Consider the following 18,114-nt stretch of genomic DNA (forward strand, 5'->3'; position numbering starts at 1 on the left):
TCTTGCTAGACTAAAGAAGTAGTAAATAATCGAAGGAGGTCATATTATGACGAAAGCAACAGATTCTAAGTTTTATGCTTTATTATCGCTATCACTTCTTGCGGTAACATTAGTAGCTTTAGTGATTGGTAATGGTTCTTTGATTGCAGCAAATCTAGGTGTTAGTACTGCAACTGCGGCAACAGTAGTTAATTTCTTAGATACTTGGTCCTCAGTAGCGACAGTCATTACAATCGTTGGTGTTTTCACTGGCGTAGGCACAATTAGTTCAGGTGTAGCTGCTACTATTTTGGCTATCCTTAAGAAACAAGGAAAAGCAAAAGCTGCTGCTTTTTAATCTAAAAAAAAATCATCTCAATCTTTAATTGAGATGATTTTTTTTCCAAAAGTCAGGTGAAATGGCGCTTATATAGATAATGATTTAAAAACTAATTTAACGTTTTATGCCCATGCGGCTTGTAATAAAACATGAATTAGGAGGAAATTTCATGATAAAAGCAAATAAACTTGGCTCATTCTCACTATTGTTATTTGCAGTGACAATAGCATCTTTATTCGTTGGAAATGGTTTTTTGAGAGCAGCCAATCTATGTGTTACTGTGGCTGCCGCTGCTATTATGGTTGTACATAAAAAACAAGGGAAAGCGAAAGCTGCTGCTTTTTAAGATGACTTATGCATAAAACTAATAAACTATTTAAAATATATGATCAAAGTATAATGGGGTATCTCAATTATATTGGGATGATTCTTTTTTCTTTCATTGTGGTGGGAGCGTTGATTTTCTATGGGAATGAGATTCCTAGCGCTTACCTAAACAGCTTTGTTTTTATTTCAATATACATTGTAGCTACAGCTAATATTAATCGTTGTGTATTACCGTATAGAAGACAGCAGCCTGGCTTGGTCTTTGTCTCTAAACAATTGTTGTTGAAACATTTATTCTTTACGATAAAAAAAGGATATTCAGTTCAATTACTTTTGGCTTGTTTCATCGCTTTAACCTTTTTGCTAGTTGAAAATCAATATGTCATTATGATACTAGCTCTTGTGGTCGTAATGCTTTCTTTTGCATCTCAATTATTGTCTGGTCTATTCAATATCATCAATAGAATACTCCTTTTGTTACAATTTTGGTATATCATAACGTCCGTTTTTGAAGCAGTGATCATACTGCAAATAGTACAGTCTCTTCTTATTTATATTTACATAAGTAATTCTCATAGGATACCTTTGACAACTGGGCTTTCCTTTCTAAAAAGTGCGAATAAGCAACAGAGGTCTGGAAATATTCTGTATTTATTTTTGTCTTATATCACTAGTAATAAAATATTAATGATCTTAATAGGCGCTTTAGTAGCTGTGCTTACTTATTTCGCCCAATCTTTCTTAACGAAAATAGAAAATCTGCCTGCGCTCATTTTGGTCTATATCAACTTTATCACGATCTTAGAAATCCTAATAGGTTCGAAAAAGGAAGAGATTGTGCTTGATAAAGCAAGAGTCGAGACGCTACAAGCTTCATTGATTGTGAGTCCGTACGAGAGATTTAAATCCAGTACGATTTATTTACTATGTCTTGTACTGATTTTTGTCAGTGTGTGTGGAATTGTCGGAGTAATGATAAACACGTCCGATATCTCCATTATTCTTAAAAATACGTTATCGCTTCCTTTAATCATCTTTATCGGGGTCGTATATTTCAGAAAAACAGAACTATTAATCAACGATTATGAACATAAGTTACTGAAGCTATCCTTGCCGATTTTATTACTCATATGTATAACAATTTTCACAATTACTTCATGAAAAGAGGAGGAAAATGATACATAAAAGATTGAAATATTTTCTGTGGTACTACTCTATCTACTGTATTTTGCTGATAGGTACAGGGATTTATCTTGGGAATATAGTCAACAAAGATTTATTTGAAGCCACACCGCCAACATCGGGCCAGGAATTTATGTCTGTAGTCCTACAACATAACTTAACGAACTTTGCAATGTATTTACTAGGTTTCTTGTTGTCGCCTTTATTTCAAATAATGGATTTTGGAGGTTCTTCCTTCGTTATTACGATGGGTTTTAGAACACTAGGAGCACAAGAAGCTTTAAGTAAACTAATTCCTCATGGGCTATTAGAATTTCCAAATATGTTGTTTTATCAAGGAATAAGCCAGTATGTGCTTTTCACCCTCATTTATACGAAATCAATGAAAGCCGCTTTAGGTGTCATGAAAAAAATGATTCCTTATTATCTACTATCGTTAGTCATCCTAATAATCGCTGCTTTTATTGAAGGATATGATTCTTTATTATTTTCTATCATGATCAATCATAGATGGTTTTATTGAAGACTCTATAAGACGGAGAAGGGGATTCAAGTGGGATTAGAATTTGTAGAATGTACGAAGAAGTTCAAAAACAATACCATACTAGATAAAGTGAATTTTTCAATTCCAACAGGCCTCTTTCATTTAGTGGGACGAAATGGTGCAGGTAAAAGCACTCTCCTTAAAATGCTAGCTGGTCTAGATAAGAGATACTCTGGGGATATTGAGACAAACAAAGAATCGACTCTTTATTTAAATGTTGATCCAATTGGCATTCATCCATTTACAATTAGAGAAAACCTAGAGATTCTGTGGAATACCTTTCATATTGTACCGACTGAAGAACAATTGGGTATTGTGAATGATTTTTTTGATGGTAACCTAGATGGTTCGTATAGCAGAGCATCTACGGGTATGAAAGCGAAGGTAGGATTATCTTTATTGTTCGTAAAAGATTGGAAAACCATTCTAATTGACGAAACTATGTCATCTCTAGATTCAGAGAGTATAGATATGCTATCTGAGAGGCTAGTGAATCTTTCTATTAAAAAAATTTCCACCATCATATATGTTTCCCATAGCATGGTGAATAAACGCTTAAACGATCATTCAAGCATTATGAGTATAGGGGATGGGAGGCTATTATGGAACAACGTCCAAGAATAACATCACTGATATCATTAATCATTTTTATTATGGCGAATTATTATTTCGTTACTTTTGCTATTGAATTGAATGGCTACATTTCGAAACTAGATGATTTAAGAGCTTTGTTAGAGGATATGCCTTATGAAACGATGCTGAATCTAATTGTTGTCATTACAACAATTCTCACCAGTATCAGTCTCTTAGTACAATATCTCATCGCTAAATTCTTATTAATGCTCTTTTCTCCAGAGGTTAAGGGTCATTTGTTTTATGCTCTAATTCCTAAGATTATCATTATGTTTATTAATGTAATATGTATGGGGATCTTGCAAATACAAAGCTTATGGCTGTACCTCTTCACGGCACTTATAGGAGCAGTGTTCATCTTATTCTTTTTTCAATATAAAAAAGCGAACTGGAAAGCATCGATTCTCTTTGCGGCACCATTTATTATCGATGCTCTCATTTCCTTAGGAAAAGAAATAGTCGCTGTAATGTAATGAATAATAAGTAGAGCATGAACTTTTAAGTGAAACAAAGCTTGCGAAAAGAGTAACGGTATTCGCATAAAAGTGAATTCAAGGTAATTTGAGAAAAAGGTTTTATTTTCATTAAAGGTACACGTCAACTAAACCCGTTGACGTGTACCTTTTTATACGCTTTATAATAAATGGACAATCACATTTTTTCGTATGGAATGAATAGAACGTCATATAAAAAGCATGCCGGACACAAAAGTTAGACCCATTTTACCCAAATGAAGAACCATTAGGTGAGCCCCTTGAGAAAAAATCAAAAATTAACATGATTAAAGGTGGCATAAACTCCCCTAATTTGTTTATAATGAGAGGTATGGTTTGTCGTAAAAATAAGGGATAAACACTTATTATTTCACTGATAAATGGATACATACATGTAATAGAAAGGGAGTGTCTGACCTTGAGTTTGAAAGAATACTCACAGGAGCAGCTCAAGCACATGTCTTTAGTTGAACTTGCTTATGAAATTTTCAGAGACAGCAAAACACCGATTACGTTTTCCGAGTTAATAGATGAAATGGTCCGTTTACAAGGAATTCAAAAATCTGATCTTGATGATCGCCTTGCTCAATTTTATACAGACTTAAATATAGATGGCCGCTTTATTTCGTTAGGTGATCAGAGATGGGGACTTCGCAGCTGGTATCCAGTTGATCAAATCGAAGAAGAAGTTCAGCCAGCTGTGAAAACAAAAGCGAAAAAGAAAAAAACAAAAGCAGCTGTCGTTGAAGAAGACTTCGATGAAATTGAAGAGGAAGAGGAAATCGAAGAGCTTGAAGAAGACCTTGATCTTGTTGAAGACGACGATGATCTCGACCTAGACGATGATGAGGAAATCGAGGAAGAGATAGAAGACTTCGACGAAGATGATGACGAAGATGATGACGGCTTAACAGAAATTGACGAAGACGATTTAGACGATAATGAGGAAGAGAAATAACCCTCATAAACCGGTCCTTAAAACAGGACAAAACCGTCTTGACTTTCGAGAGCGAACTATGTAGTATGTATTTTGGGCTCTCTAAAAAGAGTACGTAAAGATACGTTCATTTACGCTCCCTTTCATTTATTTGAAAGGGAGCTTTCTTATTTTTCAAGAGATTTAGGGATACACTCTAAAAAGGATGAAGCTGTGCATGCCTAGTCATGCAAGGGTAAAAAAGAGAGGAGCATACGAAATGACAAAGTATATTTTTGTAACAGGAGGAGTTGTTTCCTCACTTGGAAAAGGGATCACGGCTGCCTCGTTAGGCCGCCTTCTGAAAAATAGAGGGATGGATGTCACCATTCAAAAATTCGATCCATATATCAACGTAGACCCAGGGACGATGAGTCCATATCAACACGGTGAGGTTTTCGTCACAGATGACGGTGCTGAAACAGACCTTGACTTAGGTCACTATGAGCGCTTCATTGATATTAATTTAAATAAGTACAGCAACGTCACAACTGGTAAAATATACTCTACTGTTCTGAAGAAAGAGCGCCGAGGCGACTATTTAGGCGGAACGGTACAGGTTATTCCCCATATTACAAATGAAATCAAAGACCGCGTGTACCGTGCCGGAAAAGAAACAGGTGCAGATGTGGTCATCACAGAAATCGGCGGAACAGTTGGAGACATCGAATCCCTTCCTTTCCTAGAAGCGATTCGACAAATGAAGAGTGACATTGGCCGTGAAAACGTCATGTACATTCATTGTACCCTTGTTCCTTACATCCGAGCAGCAGGCGAGCTGAAAACAAAACCAACACAGCATAGTGTAAAAGAACTTCGCAGCCTTGGGATTCAGCCAAACGTGATTGTGGTCAGAACTGAAATGCCAATGACCCAAGACATGAAGGACAAAATTGCGTTATTCTGTGATATAGATACAAAAGCTGTTATCGAATGCCAAGATGCAGACACGCTATACTCTATTCCGCTTGATTTACAAAAACAAGGATTAGACAAGCTTGTATGCGAACATATGAAACTTGATTGCCAAGATGCAGACATGACGGAGTGGACAGCGCTAGTTGATAAAGTGCAAAACCTCTCAAAACAAGTCACAATTGGTCTAGTAGGGAAATATGTTGAACTGCAAGATGCATACATTTCTGTCGTTGAATCACTTCGCCATGCTGGTTATGCATTTGATGCAGACGTTCAAATCAAATGGATCAATGCCGAAGAAGTGACAGCAGAAAATATGGCTGATTTCGCACAAGATGTAGACGGCATCATCGTTCCTGGAGGCTTCGGAGACCGCGGAGTGGAAGGGAAAATCATTGCGACACAATATGCCCGTGAAAACAAAGTGCCTTTCTTCGGAATTTGCTTAGGAATGCAAGTTGCGTCGATTGAATATGCACGAAACGTACTAGGCCTTGAAGGAGCTCATTCAGCGGAAATTGATCCTGAAACAGCATTCCCAATCATTGACCTTCTTCCAGAACAGAAGGATGTAGATGATCTAGGCGGAACACTTCGTCTTGGTCTATATCCATGTAAATTAAATGAAGACTCCAAAGCATTTGCAGCATACAACGATGAAGTGGTCTACGAACGCCACCGCCATCGCTATGAGTTCAATAACGAATTCAGACAGCAAATGGAAGCTGCAGGATTTGTCTTCTCTGGTACAAGCCCAGACGGACGTCTTGTTGAAATTATCGAGCTGAAGGATCACCCTTGGTTCCTTGCTTCTCAATTCCACCCAGAATTCGTCTCAAGACCGACAAGACCTCAGCCATTATTTAGAGATTTCGTTGGTGCTTCACTGCAAGCATCTGAATCAAAATAAAACAAAAAACTGCCGAGAGAATGATCTTCTCGGCAGTTTTTTTATTCATATTCCTCAACGATTTCTTTCAAAGTAAACGATAGAGCGTGGTAGACGTATAAACATGTCATTAAAGCAGGGTAACCGAACCTTGTCCCGTCATCAGCAGGCACAAGCGGCTTCTTAAGCTGAAAATCAATATGGACATCACAATGCTCTTCAATCATGGACGGCTCCTTTTGTGCGGGCCCGACACCAACAACAGGCGTCCCTTGCGCGTGCAGCTCTTTTACAAGAGATTGAATCTCCTCGTCTTCTGGTTCTGAATAAAATAGTAGCACTCTATCGCTTGGATGAAGCAAGCTGCGCTCTGCTTGATCAAGCGGCAGTACTTTCGCACCTGGAAATGGCTCCTTGCTTTCAGTTGCCTCTAGGGCTACAGCAGCCAGTTCATTCTTTCCGTGAAAATAAACACCATGTCCACTGACAACGGCCTGTGCAAGAAGGCGTGCACCATCCTCGATCGCTTCAGCCTGCTTTTCTCCAATACGTGAAAAAATACCTGATAACTGAGTCGTGAAAATTTTTAACAAGACGGATTTCCTCCTTCGGTCAGATCATTTTATAATAGAATATAAAGAGAATATTAGGAAAAATGCTCAGAAAATGTCGTAAAGTAAACTATTATAAATAAAGGAAATGTGAAAATCAAACAGAATTATTTAACAACAGCTCTTTTTATGGCGAAAAATGAAAGCAATGGGGTGTAACAGATGAATGAGAAAATTTTAATTGTCGATGATCAATATGGTATTAGAATATTGTTGAATGAAGTGTTTCATAAAGAAGGTTATCAAACCTTCCAAGCAGCCAATGGGCTTCAGGCGTTAGATATTGTGAAAAATCATAGACCAAACCTTGTGTTGCTTGATATGAAGATTCCCGGAATGGATGGAATTGAAATTTTAAAACGCATGAAATTAATTGATGAAGACATCCGTGTCATCATTATGACAGCCTATGGCGAATTAGACATGATCCAAGAATCCAAAGAACTCGGTGCTTTGACGCACTTTGCGAAACCTTTTGATATTGATGAGATCAGAGATGCTGTCAAAGAATACTTGCCGCTCGAAACAAACGGTTAGATGGAAATGATTGAATCGAGTCATTCTGTTGCCGATTTGTCGAATAATTGGTATCCTAGATAAGAAGAAGAAAGCGATCTGACTTTGAAAGTTTACATATGGCGAGAAATTCTGGTCATGCTAGGGTGGAGAGCTTTTTTTAGTAAGCAAATTAGCTACATAGGGAGGATTTTTCATCATGCCTTTAGTTTCAATGACAGAAATGTTGAAAGACGCAAAGGAAAAAGGTTACGCTGTTGGACAGTTTAACTTAAATAATTTAGAATTCACGCAAGCGATTTTACTAGCTGCTGAAGAAGAGAAATCTCCAGTTATCTTAGGAGTATCTGAAGGAGCAGGACGCTACATGGGCGGCTTCAAAACAGTTGTCGCAATGGTTAAAGCGTTAATCGAAGAATATAATGTAACAGTTCCTGTTGCGATTCATTTAGATCACGGTTCAAGCTTTGAATCTTGTGCAAAAGCAATCCATGCAGGATTTACTTCTGTCATGATCGATGCTTCTCACCATCCATTCGATGAGAACGTAGCAACAACTGCGAAAGTAGTTGAGCTTGCACATTTCCATGGTGTATCTGTAGAAGCTGAGCTTGGAACTGTTGGCGGACAAGAAGATGACGTCATCGCTGAGGGCGTTATTTATGCTGATCCAAAAGAGTGCCAAGAGCTTGTAGAACGTACTGGCATTGACTGCCTTGCACCTGCATTAGGTTCAGTTCATGGTCCATACAAAGGTGAACCAAACCTTGGCTTCACTGAAATGGAAGAAATTGGTAAAATGACAGGTCTTCCACTTGTTCTTCATGGCGGAACAGGTATCCCAACTGCTGACATCAAGCGCTCAATTTCACTTGGTACAGCAAAAATCAATGTAAACACTGAAAACCAAATTGCTTCTGCGAAAGCAGTACGCGAAACACTTGCTGCAAAAACAGAAGAGTATGATCCACGTAAATATCTTGGACCAGCTCGTGACGCAATTAAAGCGACTGTTATCGGCAAAATGCGTGAATTTGGTTCTTCTAACCAAGCATAATTTGATGAGAACCGAAAGCCGCCTGAGTCACAGGCGGTTTTCTCCATATCTTGAGAAAGCGCAATCAAATTTACATTTCAGACAATTTATTGATAGGAGAGTGGCACAGTTATGTTATTTTTCGTAGATACAGCGAATATCGCAGACATCAAAGAGGCGCACGAGCTTGGCATTTTAGCAGGCGTCACAACAAACCCTAGTTTAGTAGCGAAAGAAAAGGACGTATCATTCCACGACCGTCTTCGCGAAATCACTGACGTAGTATCAGGTTCTGTCAGTGCAGAAGTTATTTCCCTCAAAGCAGAAGAAATGATTGAAGAAGGAAAAGAGCTTGCTGCCATTGCACCAAATATCACGGTGAAAATCCCAATGACAACAGATGGTCTTAAAGCTGTCAAAGCGTTAACAGACCTTGGAATTAAAACAAACGTCACTTTGATTTTTAGTGCAAACCAAGCATTGCTTGCAGCTAGAGCTGGTGCGACGTATGTCTCTCCATTCCTCGGCCGCTTAGATGACATTGGCCAAAATGGTCTCGATCTCATCAGTGAAGTGAAAACCATTTTTGATGTTCATGGTTTAGATACACAAATCATTGCTGCATCCATTCGTCATCCGCAGCACGTGACAGAAGCTGCGCTTAGAGGTGCTCATATCGGCACAATGCCGCTGAAAGTCATCAAGCAGCTGACGAAACACCCATTAACGGATGCGGGCATTGAGCAATTTTTAGCAGACTGGAATAAATAAGTGATTGTGGCAGGCAGGATTGTCTCCTGTTTGCCGCAGTTTTTCTTAAAAACGCTAAGAAATGTTTTGTGCAAAGAAGAGAACATCACAGCCTCGCAAAGCTTCGATTATTTTTCTTCCGACAAATTTCGTTTAACCTGTATTCTTTCTCTTGATATTGGCTAAATTTTGGACAAGACCTTTTAAAGCGCGACATCCACAAACAGTATAACTCCAACAGTGATCTTCTTTAAGAAGGGAGACAAATATGGAAAAGTTAAACATTGCCGGCGGTGACCCCTTACGCGGGACCGTACATATTAGTGGTGCGAAAAATAGTGCAGTGGCACTGATTCCTGCCACGATTCTCGCTGATTCTCCAGTAACGATTGAGGGCCTTCCGCATATTTCAGATATTGACACATTACGAGATCTGTTAGAAGAGATTGGCGGAAAGGTCACATTTGAAAAAGGCGAAATGGTCGTCAATCCTGCTTCCATGATCAGTATGCCGCTTCCTAATGGAAAAGTGAAGAAACTGCGTGCGTCTTATTATTTAATGGGCGCTATGCTGGGAAGATTCAAGCAGGCTGTCATTGGGCTGCCAGGAGGATGCCACTTAGGACCTAGGCCGATTGATCAGCATATCAAAGGGTTTGAAGCACTCGGAGCCGAGGTGACAAACGAGCAGGGTGCGATTTATTTGCGCGCTGAAAAATTAGTTGGAGCCCGTATTTACCTTGATGTGGTCAGTGTAGGTGCGACCATCAATATCATGCTGGCAGCTGTACTGGCTGAAGGAAAAACGTTAATTGAAAATGCCGCAAAAGAACCCGAAATTATTGATGTAGCCACATTGCTTGCGAGCATGGGAGCCAAAATCAAAGGTGCGGGTACTGATGTGATTCGAATCGAAGGTGTAGGATCTCTTCATGGCTGTAAGCATTCCATCATCCCTGATCGTATAGAAGCAGGCACTTTTTTAATTGCCGGTGCTGCGATGGGAGATGAAGTTGTACTTGATAATGTGATCCCAACTCATTTAGAATCAATTACGGCGAAACTTAGAGAGATGGGGTTCACCATTGAAACAAGCAACGATCAAATGCTGATCGTTGGCAGAAACGAAGGACTCAAGCCTGTCGATATTAAAACCCTTGTGTATCCGGGCTTTCCAACGGACCTTCAGCAGCCGATGACGGCGCTGTTAACAAAGGCGAAAGGCACGAGTGTGGTCACAGATACGATCTACTCAGCCCGCTTTAAGCATATTGACGAATTGCGTCGAATGGGTGCAAACATGAAGGTCGAAGGAAGATCTGCCATTATTACTGGACAAACGCAGCTTCAAGGAGCAAAGGTGAAGGCAAGTGACCTACGTGCAGGTGCTTGTCTCGTGGTTGCAGGGTTAATGGCAGACGGTGTGACCGAAATCACAGGGCTTGAACATATAGACAGAGGATATAGTTTGCTTGAGAAGAAGCTTGAAGGCTTGGGTGCAACCATCTGGCGTGAAAAGCTGAGTGACCAAGAAATAGAAGAACTTCAAAATTCATAAGGCTTTGACTGTGAGAGGAGATTTGGACAAAAATGGAAAGAAGTTTATCGATGGAACTAGTACGGGTGACAGAAGCAGCTGCATTAAAATCTGCTCGTTGGATGGGAAGAGGATTAAAAGACGAAGCAGATGATGCTGCAACAAGTGCAATGCGTGATGTATTTGATACCATTCCGATGAAAGGAACAGTGGTCATTGGCGAGGGGGAAATGGACGAAGCACCAATGCTTTATATTGGGGAAAAGCTTGGGAACGGATACGGACCTCGTGTGGATGTAGCTGTTGATCCTTTAGAAGGAACAAATATTGTGGCAAGCGGCGGCTGGAATGCCTTAGCTGTTATTGCGGTGGCAGATCATGGCAACTTGCTGAATGCACCTGATATGTACATGGATAAGATCGCAGTAGGTCCAGAAGCGGTAGGCTGCATCGACATTGAAGCGCCTGTCATTGACAATCTTCGTGCTGTAGCAAAAGCAAAAAACAAAGATATTGAAGATGTGGTTGCAACGATTTTAAACAGAGATCGACATGAGAAAATCATTGCTGAACTGAGAGAAGCAGGAGCAAGAATCAAACTGATCGATGATGGTGACGTTGCAGGAGCCATTAATACAGCATTTGATCATACAGGTGTTGATATTCTATTTGGTTCAGGCGGAGCGCCAGAAGGTGTCCTTTCTGCTGTTGCGTTAAAGGCACTTGGTGGTGAAATCCACGGAAAGCTTCTTCCTCAAAGTGAAGAAGAACTCAGACGCTGTGAGAAAATGGGGCTGGATGTTGGCAAAGTCTTAAGAATGGAAGACCTCGTGAAAGGCGACGACGCCATTTTTGCAGCGACTGGTGTAACAGACGGTGAGCTATTAAAAGGTGTTCAATTCAAAGGCTCTGTTGGAACAACACATAGTGTTGTGATGCGTGCGAAATCAGGTACAGTTCGTTTCGTAGATGGCAGACACAGCTTAAAGAAAAAACCGAATCTTGTCATTCGTCCGTAATCTGAAAGCGGGTATTCATTACCCGCTTTTCATATAGGTGTCAAATGTATATCATTTTCTTTTTAAAGTTGAATATTCTCTGCAAATGAGGTAAAACTAAAGAGTGCTGCGAAATTTTCTGCGAATTTACTTCTTTTAAGCTTCAACAAGTTTAAATACTGCCGCATCATGACGATATACTCATTATCCTTCTCTATGTTGACAAAGCTCAATTTCACATTGTTCCTATCTTTACGATAAAACGAGTGGGAGCGTTACCATGAGAGCGAGGTCATTCCAACAAAAACGGAATTAAAAGCTAATCAAATACAATGGTCATGCATTTGTAATGAAATACATTGACTAGAAAAGTGTGGTGTCCATATTGAAAGATGTTTCGATTTCATCTTTGGAAAATATGAAATTAAAAGAGCTGTATGAGTTAGCAAAAAAGTACAAAATCTCTTATTACAGCAAACTAACAAAAAAAGAATTGATTTTTGCCATCTTAAAGGCGAATGCTGAGCAAGAGGATCTCTTATTTATGGAAGGGGTTCTTGAAATTATTCAGTCTGAGGGATTTGGTTTCTTAAGACCAATTAACTACTCTCCAAGTTCTGAAGACATTTATATTTCAGCTTCACAAATCAGACGTTTTGATTTACGAAACGGAGATAAGGTGTCTGGAAAGGTACGACCTCCAAAAGAGAATGAACGCTACTATGGCCTCCTTCATGTCGAAGCGGTAAATGGGGACGACCCAGAATCAGCTAAGGAACGTGTTCACTTTCCTGCACTCACGCCGCTATTCCCTGATCGTCAAATGATTCTCGAAACACAGCCTAATCACCTGTCTACTAGAATTATGGATATGATGGCGCCAGTTGGGTTTGGGCAGCGTGGTTTAATTGTTGCACCGCCTAAGGCTGGGAAAACCATTTTGCTCAAAGAAATTGCCAACAGCATTTCTGAAAATCACCCAGAGTCAGAGCTAATTGTCCTTTTAATTGACGAACGCCCAGAGGAAGTAACAGATATCGAACGTTCTGTTGCAGGGGATGTTGTTAGTTCAACCTTTGACGAAGTACCGGAAAACCACATTAAAGTAGCAGAGCTTGTATTAGAGCGTGCCATGCGTCTTGTTGAACATAAGAAAGATGTCATCATCTTAATGGACAGCATCACAAGGCTTGCTCGTGCATACAACCTTGTCATTCCGCCAAGCGGCCGAACGCTTTCCGGCGGTATTGATCCAGCGGCTTTCCACCGTCCAAAACGCTTCTTTGGTGCTGCGCGTAACATTGAAGAAGGCGGAAGCTTGACCATTTTAGCCACTGCGCTTGTTGATACAGGATCACGTATGGATGATGTGATTTATGAGGAATTTAAGGGAACGGGGAACATGGAGCTACATTTAGACCGCTCTCTGGCAGAAAGAAGAATTTTCCCAGCAATCGACATTCGTCGTTCTGGAACGAGAAAAGAAGAACTGCTTGTACCAAAAGAGCATCTTGATCGTTTATGGGCGATGAGAAAATCGATGTCAGATACACCTGACTTTGCTGAGAAGTTCATGCGCAAAATGAGAAAGACAAAGACAAACCAAGAATTTTTCGATATTTTAACGCAAGAATGGAAACAAGCGAACATGTCTGCATCTAGAAGATAGCTTGTTGAAAAAATACATTTGCAATCATAGACTCACACTGTTATAATTTCATCATGTGCGTTTCAGAATTTATTCTGAGATATTAACTCTGTTTCCGAATTGGATTCAGGGCGGAAGGAGATGACAGTAGATGAAAACAGGAATTCATCCTAACTACAAAAAAGCTACAGTCAAATGCGCTTGTGGAAATGAGTTTGAAACTGGATCAGTAAAAGAAGAGGTACGCATCGAGATTTGCTCTGAGTGCCATCCTTTCTATACAGGCCGTCAAAAATTCGCTTCTGCTGATGGACGTGTTGACCGCTTTAACAAAAAATACGGTCTTAAGTAATAATAGATACAATAAACAGGCAGGAATCCGTTCTTGCCTGTTTTTTTACGTGGATTGATGGAACTTTAAAACGGGGGAGAAGACCTTATGTATGTGATGAAACAAAGCGGTTGGCTTGAAGTCATCTGCGGAAGTATGTTTTCTGGAAAGTCGGAAGAATTGATTCGGAGAGCCAAAAGGGCCACCTTTGCCAAACAAGAAGTAAAAATATTCAAACCAGCGATTGATAACCGATATAGTACTAGCTCAGTTGTTTCACATAACGGTTCATCGGTCGATGGGATTGCAGTAGCCTCACCAAAAGACATAATAACGCACATATCAGAAAGAACCGATGTCATTGGCATAGATGAGGTGCAATTTTTTGATGAGACAAGCATTGACATTGTCACTCAATTGGCTGATAAAGGTTACCGAGTCATTGTTGCAGGCCTTGATCAAGACTTTAGAGGAGAGCCATTTGGTGTTGTTCCGCATTTAATGGCATGTGCAGAGCTTGTAACAAAACTTCAAGCAGTTTGTTCGGTATGCGGCTCCCCAGCGAGTAGAACACAACGCTTAATCGACGGTAAACCCGCATCCTATGATGATCCCATTATTTTAGTAGGTGCGCAGGAATCATACGAAGCACGATGCAGACATCACCATGAAGTACCAAGGCTTGACGTTGGTACAACACTTGACAATTAAAAAAATAGCAAATGCCGCTGTGTTTCGTTTTTCGAGATTTTGGCTGAACACCCATCATTTGTACTTAAATAAATTAAATAACGCTACGAAAAAATTATCTAATTTTCAACGCTTGCGTTTTAGCATAAGCAGGCATAAAATGACTAACTGTAGTGTAAAGCATTTTAACGAAAAGTTCGATTTCTTGTCATAATTTTTTTTGATTAAGGATTTTCCTCCTTAATCGTTCTTTAAATTAATAGTTCACTTTATTTATATTTTAGAAAGAGGGTAGTTTTTGATGAACAACGTGAAGAAAACAAAAGAAGGGTACCTCGAAACCACTTTGACAGGTAAAGATGTATTATCGATTCCAACGTTGAACAAAGGCGTTGCTTTCTCTGAAGAAGAAAGACAAGAGCTTGGACTAGAAGGCTTACTTCCTCCAACTGTTCTCACTTTAGAACAACAAGCGGAGAGAGCGTACAAGCAATTCCTAGCACAGCCAGATCGTCTTCGTCAAAACGTATACTTAAGTGATTTGCAAAACCGTAACGAAGTATTGTTCTATAAGCTTATATCAGACAAGCTTCGTGAAATGCTTCCAGTTGTGTACACACCAACTGTTGGTGAAGCGATTCAAGAATACAGCCATGAATACAGAAGACCTCATGGTGTCTATCTTTCAATCGACAACATTGACGGCATTGAGAAAGCATTTGAAAACTTACATGCAACAGCAGGAGATATCGACCTAATCGTAGCAACTGACTCTGAGAGCATTCTTGGAATTGGTGACTGGGGTGTCGGTGGTATCAACATCGCAATCGGTAAATTAGCTGTTTACACAGCTGCAGCAGGTATTGATCCAAGCCGCGTGATTCCAGTCGTATTAGATGTTGGAACAAACAATGAAAAATTATTGAATGATCCATTATACATCGGAAACCACCACAAACGTGTACAAGGTGAAAAATACGAGGAATTCATTGATGCTTATGTAAAAGCAGCGCTTAAATTCTTCCCGAAAGCATTACTTCACTGGGAAGACCTTGGAAACAAAAACGCACGTAACATCATGAAAAAATACAATGATAACATCTTAACATTCAATGATGATATTCAAGGTACTGGTGCCATTACTTTAGCGGGTGTTCTTGCGGCTGTCAAGAAAACTGGTACTCAATTGAAAGATCACCGTGTGATGATCTTCGGAGCTGGTTCAGCTGGAATCGGAATCGCAGATCAAATGCGTGACACAATGGTTCTTGAAGGTCTAACTGAAGAAGAAGCAAACAATGCTTTCTGGACATTAGACTACAGAGGTTTATTGACAGATCAATTCGAAGATGAAGTGTTTGATTTCCAAAAACCATACCTTCGTTCTTCTGATGAAGTAGAAGGCTGGGCACGTGATGAAAAAGGCCAAATCTCATTTGCTGAAGCTGTTCGCCAGGTGAAGCCAACGATTCTAATTGGTACATCAGGTCAAGGCGGCGCATTCACTGAAGAAATCATTAAAGAAATCGCAGCTCATACAGAGCGCCCAGTGATCATGCCAATGTCTAACCCAACACCACTTGCGGAAGCAGTTCCAGAAGATCTATTCAAATGGACAGACGGCCGTGCACTTGTTGCAACAGGAAGCCCGTTCGAAAACGTTGAGTATAACGGAATTGAACATGAAATTGGACAATCAAACAATGCGTTCGTATTCCCTGGACTTGGTCTTGGTTCAATCGTAACGGAATCAAAAATCATCACAAAAGGCATGTTCGTTGCTTCAGCGGATGCGATTGCTGAAATGGTTGATCATGATAAACCAGGTGCTGGTCTACTTCCAAGCATTGATAAGTTACAAGAAGTTTCTATTAAAGTGGCTATTGAAGTAGCAAAAGCAGCAATTAAAGATGGTGTCGCAAGAAAAACACCTGACGACATCGAACAAGCTGTGAAAGATGCAATGTGGATTCCTGAATATAAAAAAATTGTAAGAGCATAATAAAATGTGTAACGCGGCATTGTTTCGGGTAATCTAAGCAATGCCGCAATAAAATAAAGAAACATGTAAAGGATTCAAGGAGGAATAGTAAGATGGACTTTTTAAATATTTTGATCCTCCTAGCACCGATTTTTTTCGTTATCGCGCTGGGTTGGTTCGCAGGGAACTTCGGCAGCTATGACGCTAAATCTGCAAAAGGTGTAAGTACACTTGTTACAAAGTATGCTTTGCCAGCGCACTTTATCGCCAGCATTCTGTCAACACCAAAAGATAAATTCTATAGTCAAATTCCATTTTTCGTTGCATTGATTTTCGGAATCGTTGGTTTTTATATCATTATCCTTTTAGTTACGAAATTTGCGTTTAAATATGATTTAACAGATTCATCTGTTTTCTCGTTAAACTCAGCACAACCGACCTTTGCATTTATGGGGATTCCGGTCTTGGGCAGTTTATTTGGGGCTCAAGAAGTTGCAATTCCGATTGCTATTACCGGAATAGTTGTAAATGCATTGCTTGATCCAATTGCGATTATTGTGTCAACTGTCGGTGAAAAAACAAAAGGAAAAGCCAAAGATGGCGAAAGTTTCCTAAAAATGACGACAAAAGCGATTTTGCACGGTTTATCAGAGCCGCTTGCACTTGCACCGCTAGCAAGTATCATTCTTGTTCTTTTAGGATTTAAACTTCCTGAAATTGGACATGAAATGCTAGAGGAAATTGGAAGTGTGACATCAGGGGTTGCGCTATTCGCAGTCGGTGTCACTGTAGGTATTCGAAAAATTAAACTGAGCTTACCTGCTTTCAGTATTGCACTATTAAAAGTAGCTGTTCAACCGCTTCTTATGTATCTTATCGCCATTCTTATGGGGCTTTCGGCTGATGAAATTACAAAAGCTGTATTGCTTGTTGCCTTCCCAGGTTCAGCTGTTGCAGCGATGATCGCGACACGATTTGAGAAACAAGAGGCAGAAACGGCATCCGCATTTGTGATCAGTGCCATCATGTCACTCATAACATTACCGATCATTATTGCGCTTACCGTATAATATAGTAGAAGGCTGCCTCATGAGGCAGCCTTTCTTAGCGAAATGAATGAAACAGAGGGAAGAGCACACGCTTTTTTTTGATGTCAGGTTGCGTCATTTCCTTTTTTTCTTCTATTTGAGAGGGTTGTTTTAATCTTTCGGTAAGACGCTCAAGTTTAGTGGTGAGATCTTCAATTTCTCTGCGGTGCTGGAGCAGCTGGTATGATACACCTTCGTCTGCTTTTTTAGCCAGTTTCCGTTCAAGTTCCTGCAGTCGTTTTTCTACATCAGTGCTGTGCAATTGCTGCTGAATGAGCTGATTCACTTGCTTTTCTAATGCTTCAATCCGCTTAATAGAGACATCAGTTTCTACAGCAGGAGATAACTGTTGAACGGTTTCTGTGTGGATTGGCAGTCGAATGTCTTGAAGAATCACACCCTCACTCATTTGGTGTTGGACTTCTTTGAGCAGCTGTACAATATCTTCATGAAATTCATAATGTCCAAGTTCATTCCGGGCGACAGGGATGTTGAGCTGTTTGACCCAACGCTGAATCGTTTTTGAAGAAACGCCAATTTCTTTTGCAACCTCATTTGTATTCAAACCAAATGCCCTCCCTTTTTTCAATTATAAGTACCATTCTCTTCAAGGAGGAACTGTTCCTTCACGTTAGACAAAACAAGT

The 18,114-nt window shown here is 39.9% G+C and carries 20 protein-coding genes; 18 read left to right on the top strand and 2 right to left on the bottom strand.

From position 1 onward, the window contains the following. Window positions 1–46 precede the first annotated feature (46 nt). The 8 genes from GPS65_RS01690 (at window position 47) to pyrG (ending at window position 6,303) form a co-directional block, all read left to right on the top strand. Window positions 47–337, top strand: coding sequence for an uberolysin/carnocyclin family circular bacteriocin (locus GPS65_RS01690; RefSeq protein WP_025093875.1), 291 nt, complete (start codon window positions 47–49; stop codon window positions 335–337). Between the two features lie 151 nt (window positions 338–488). Beyond that, complete coding sequence (locus GPS65_RS19235) at window positions 489–665, top strand: hypothetical protein (RefSeq protein WP_012011577.1); 177 nt, start codon at window positions 489–491, stop codon at window positions 663–665. Window positions 666–1,360: 695 nt separating this feature from the next. After that, window positions 1,361–1,807 (top strand): hypothetical protein, encoded by a 447-nt coding sequence (locus GPS65_RS19410; protein ID WP_224925559.1) that lies wholly within the window; start codon window positions 1,361–1,363, stop codon window positions 1,805–1,807. A 13-nt stretch (window positions 1,808–1,820) separates the two neighbouring features. Then, window positions 1,821–2,351 (top strand): stage II sporulation protein M, encoded by a 531-nt coding sequence (locus tag GPS65_RS01700; protein WP_012011575.1) that lies wholly within the window; start codon window positions 1,821–1,823, stop codon window positions 2,349–2,351. Between the two features lie 30 nt (window positions 2,352–2,381). Then, window positions 2,382–2,996, top strand: a complete 615-nt coding sequence (locus tag GPS65_RS01705) for an ATP-binding cassette domain-containing protein (RefSeq protein ID WP_012011574.1) — start codon at window positions 2,382–2,384, stop codon at window positions 2,994–2,996. Beyond that, the gene (locus tag GPS65_RS01710; protein WP_012011573.1) at window positions 2,975–3,478 is read left to right on the top strand and encodes a hypothetical protein; all 504 of its coding nucleotides are present in this window, start codon (window positions 2,975–2,977) and stop codon (window positions 3,476–3,478) included. Before GPS65_RS01705 ends, GPS65_RS01710 begins: the two co-directional genes overlap by 22 nt. A 439-nt stretch (window positions 3,479–3,917) precedes the next feature. Further along, window positions 3,918–4,457, top strand: coding sequence for a DNA-directed RNA polymerase subunit delta (rpoE, locus tag GPS65_RS01715; RefSeq protein ID WP_012011572.1), 540 nt, complete (start codon window positions 3,918–3,920; stop codon window positions 4,455–4,457). Between the two features lie 238 nt (window positions 4,458–4,695). After that, window positions 4,696–6,303: a glutamine hydrolyzing CTP synthase gene (gene pyrG, locus GPS65_RS01720; protein WP_003215143.1), complete on the top strand. Its 1,608-nt coding sequence runs from the start codon at window positions 4,696–4,698 to the stop codon at window positions 6,301–6,303. Between the two features lie 41 nt (window positions 6,304–6,344). Here the strand turns inward: pyrG and GPS65_RS01725 are convergent, their stop codons facing one another. Further along, a complete protein-coding gene (locus tag GPS65_RS01725) occupies window positions 6,345–6,875 on the bottom strand; it encodes a DUF2529 domain-containing protein (RefSeq protein WP_119125499.1) in 531 nt (176 codons plus the stop codon). A 180-nt stretch (window positions 6,876–7,055) separates the two neighbouring features. On the opposite strand from GPS65_RS01725, the gene GPS65_RS01730 reads away from it, so the two are divergent. From GPS65_RS01730 to GPS65_RS01775, 10 genes are all read left to right on the top strand, one after another. Continuing rightward, on the top strand, window positions 7,056–7,430 hold the full coding sequence (locus GPS65_RS01730) for a response regulator (RefSeq protein ID WP_003214681.1): 375 nt from the start codon (window positions 7,056–7,058) through the stop codon (window positions 7,428–7,430). A 178-nt stretch (window positions 7,431–7,608) separates the two neighbouring features. Beyond that, window positions 7,609–8,466: a class II fructose-bisphosphate aldolase gene (locus GPS65_RS01735; protein ID WP_012011570.1), complete on the top strand. Its 858-nt coding sequence runs from the start codon at window positions 7,609–7,611 to the stop codon at window positions 8,464–8,466. 111 nt (window positions 8,467–8,577) lie between these two features. Continuing rightward, window positions 8,578–9,216 (top strand): fructose-6-phosphate aldolase, encoded by a 639-nt coding sequence (gene fsa / locus GPS65_RS01740; RefSeq protein ID WP_003215343.1) that lies wholly within the window; start codon window positions 8,578–8,580, stop codon window positions 9,214–9,216. 247 nt (window positions 9,217–9,463) lie between these two features. After that, on the top strand, window positions 9,464–10,753 hold the full coding sequence (locus GPS65_RS01745; protein ID WP_119125498.1) for a UDP-N-acetylglucosamine 1-carboxyvinyltransferase: 1,290 nt from the start codon (window positions 9,464–9,466) through the stop codon (window positions 10,751–10,753). Between the two features lie 32 nt (window positions 10,754–10,785). Beyond that, window positions 10,786–11,751 (top strand): class II fructose-bisphosphatase, encoded by a 966-nt coding sequence (gene glpX / locus GPS65_RS01750; protein ID WP_012011567.1) that lies wholly within the window; start codon window positions 10,786–10,788, stop codon window positions 11,749–11,751. A gap of 364 nt (window positions 11,752–12,115) precedes the next feature. After that, window positions 12,116–13,399 (top strand): transcription termination factor Rho, encoded by a 1,284-nt coding sequence (gene rho / locus GPS65_RS01755; protein WP_003215202.1) that lies wholly within the window; start codon window positions 12,116–12,118, stop codon window positions 13,397–13,399. Window positions 13,400–13,529: 130 nt separating this feature from the next. Further along, window positions 13,530–13,730 (top strand): 50S ribosomal protein L31, encoded by a 201-nt coding sequence (rpmE, locus tag GPS65_RS01760; RefSeq protein ID WP_003215407.1) that lies wholly within the window; start codon window positions 13,530–13,532, stop codon window positions 13,728–13,730. A gap of 87 nt (window positions 13,731–13,817) precedes the next feature. Then, on the top strand, window positions 13,818–14,420 hold the full coding sequence (locus GPS65_RS01765; protein WP_119125497.1) for a thymidine kinase: 603 nt from the start codon (window positions 13,818–13,820) through the stop codon (window positions 14,418–14,420). A 280-nt stretch (window positions 14,421–14,700) separates the two neighbouring features. Continuing rightward, complete coding sequence (gene malS / locus GPS65_RS01770) at window positions 14,701–16,401, top strand: oxaloacetate-decarboxylating malate dehydrogenase (RefSeq protein WP_012011565.1); 1,701 nt, start codon at window positions 14,701–14,703, stop codon at window positions 16,399–16,401. A gap of 92 nt (window positions 16,402–16,493) precedes the next feature. Further along, window positions 16,494–17,450: an AEC family transporter gene (locus GPS65_RS01775; RefSeq protein WP_012011564.1), complete on the top strand. Its 957-nt coding sequence runs from the start codon at window positions 16,494–16,496 to the stop codon at window positions 17,448–17,450. A 34-nt stretch (window positions 17,451–17,484) separates the two neighbouring features. Here the strand turns inward: GPS65_RS01775 and racA are convergent, their stop codons facing one another. Then, on the bottom strand, window positions 17,485–18,033 hold the full coding sequence (gene racA, locus GPS65_RS01780; RefSeq protein ID WP_119125496.1) for a chromosome-anchoring protein RacA: 549 nt from the start codon (window positions 18,031–18,033) through the stop codon (window positions 17,485–17,487). Window positions 18,034–18,114 lie beyond the last annotated feature (81 nt).

Origin of the sequence: Bacillus pumilus (genome assembly GCF_009937765.1) — a bacterium.
In the GTDB taxonomy this organism is placed as follows: domain Bacteria; phylum Bacillota; class Bacilli; order Bacillales; family Bacillaceae; genus Bacillus; species Bacillus pumilus_O.

What these genes read in the sequence shown, in the direction of transcription:
- GPS65_RS01690 (WP_025093875.1), top strand. Translation starts at nt 47, where the DNA reads ATGACGAAAGCAACAGATTCTAAGTTTTATGCTTTATTATCGCTATCA.
- GPS65_RS19235 (WP_012011577.1), top strand. Translation starts at nt 489, where the DNA reads ATGATAAAAGCAAATAAACTTGGCTCATTCTCACTATTGTTATTTGCA.
- GPS65_RS01700 (WP_012011575.1), top strand. Translation starts at nt 1,821, where the DNA reads ATGATACATAAAAGATTGAAATATTTTCTGTGGTACTACTCTATCTAC.
- GPS65_RS01710 (WP_012011573.1), top strand. Translation starts at nt 2,975, where the DNA reads ATGGAACAACGTCCAAGAATAACATCACTGATATCATTAATCATTTTT.
- pyrG (WP_003215143.1), top strand. Translation starts at nt 4,696, where the DNA reads ATGACAAAGTATATTTTTGTAACAGGAGGAGTTGTTTCCTCACTTGGA.
- GPS65_RS01730 (WP_003214681.1), top strand. Translation starts at nt 7,056, where the DNA reads ATGAATGAGAAAATTTTAATTGTCGATGATCAATATGGTATTAGAATA.
- GPS65_RS01735 (WP_012011570.1), top strand. Translation starts at nt 7,609, where the DNA reads ATGCCTTTAGTTTCAATGACAGAAATGTTGAAAGACGCAAAGGAAAAA.
- fsa (WP_003215343.1), top strand. Translation starts at nt 8,578, where the DNA reads ATGTTATTTTTCGTAGATACAGCGAATATCGCAGACATCAAAGAGGCG.
- GPS65_RS01745 (WP_119125498.1), top strand. Translation starts at nt 9,464, where the DNA reads ATGGAAAAGTTAAACATTGCCGGCGGTGACCCCTTACGCGGGACCGTA.
- glpX (WP_012011567.1), top strand. Translation starts at nt 10,786, where the DNA reads ATGGAAAGAAGTTTATCGATGGAACTAGTACGGGTGACAGAAGCAGCT.
- rpmE (WP_003215407.1), top strand. Translation starts at nt 13,530, where the DNA reads ATGAAAACAGGAATTCATCCTAACTACAAAAAAGCTACAGTCAAATGC.
- GPS65_RS01765 (WP_119125497.1), top strand. Translation starts at nt 13,818, where the DNA reads ATGTATGTGATGAAACAAAGCGGTTGGCTTGAAGTCATCTGCGGAAGT.
- malS (WP_012011565.1), top strand. Translation starts at nt 14,701, where the DNA reads ATGAACAACGTGAAGAAAACAAAAGAAGGGTACCTCGAAACCACTTTG.
- GPS65_RS01775 (WP_012011564.1), top strand. Translation starts at nt 16,494, where the DNA reads ATGGACTTTTTAAATATTTTGATCCTCCTAGCACCGATTTTTTTCGTT.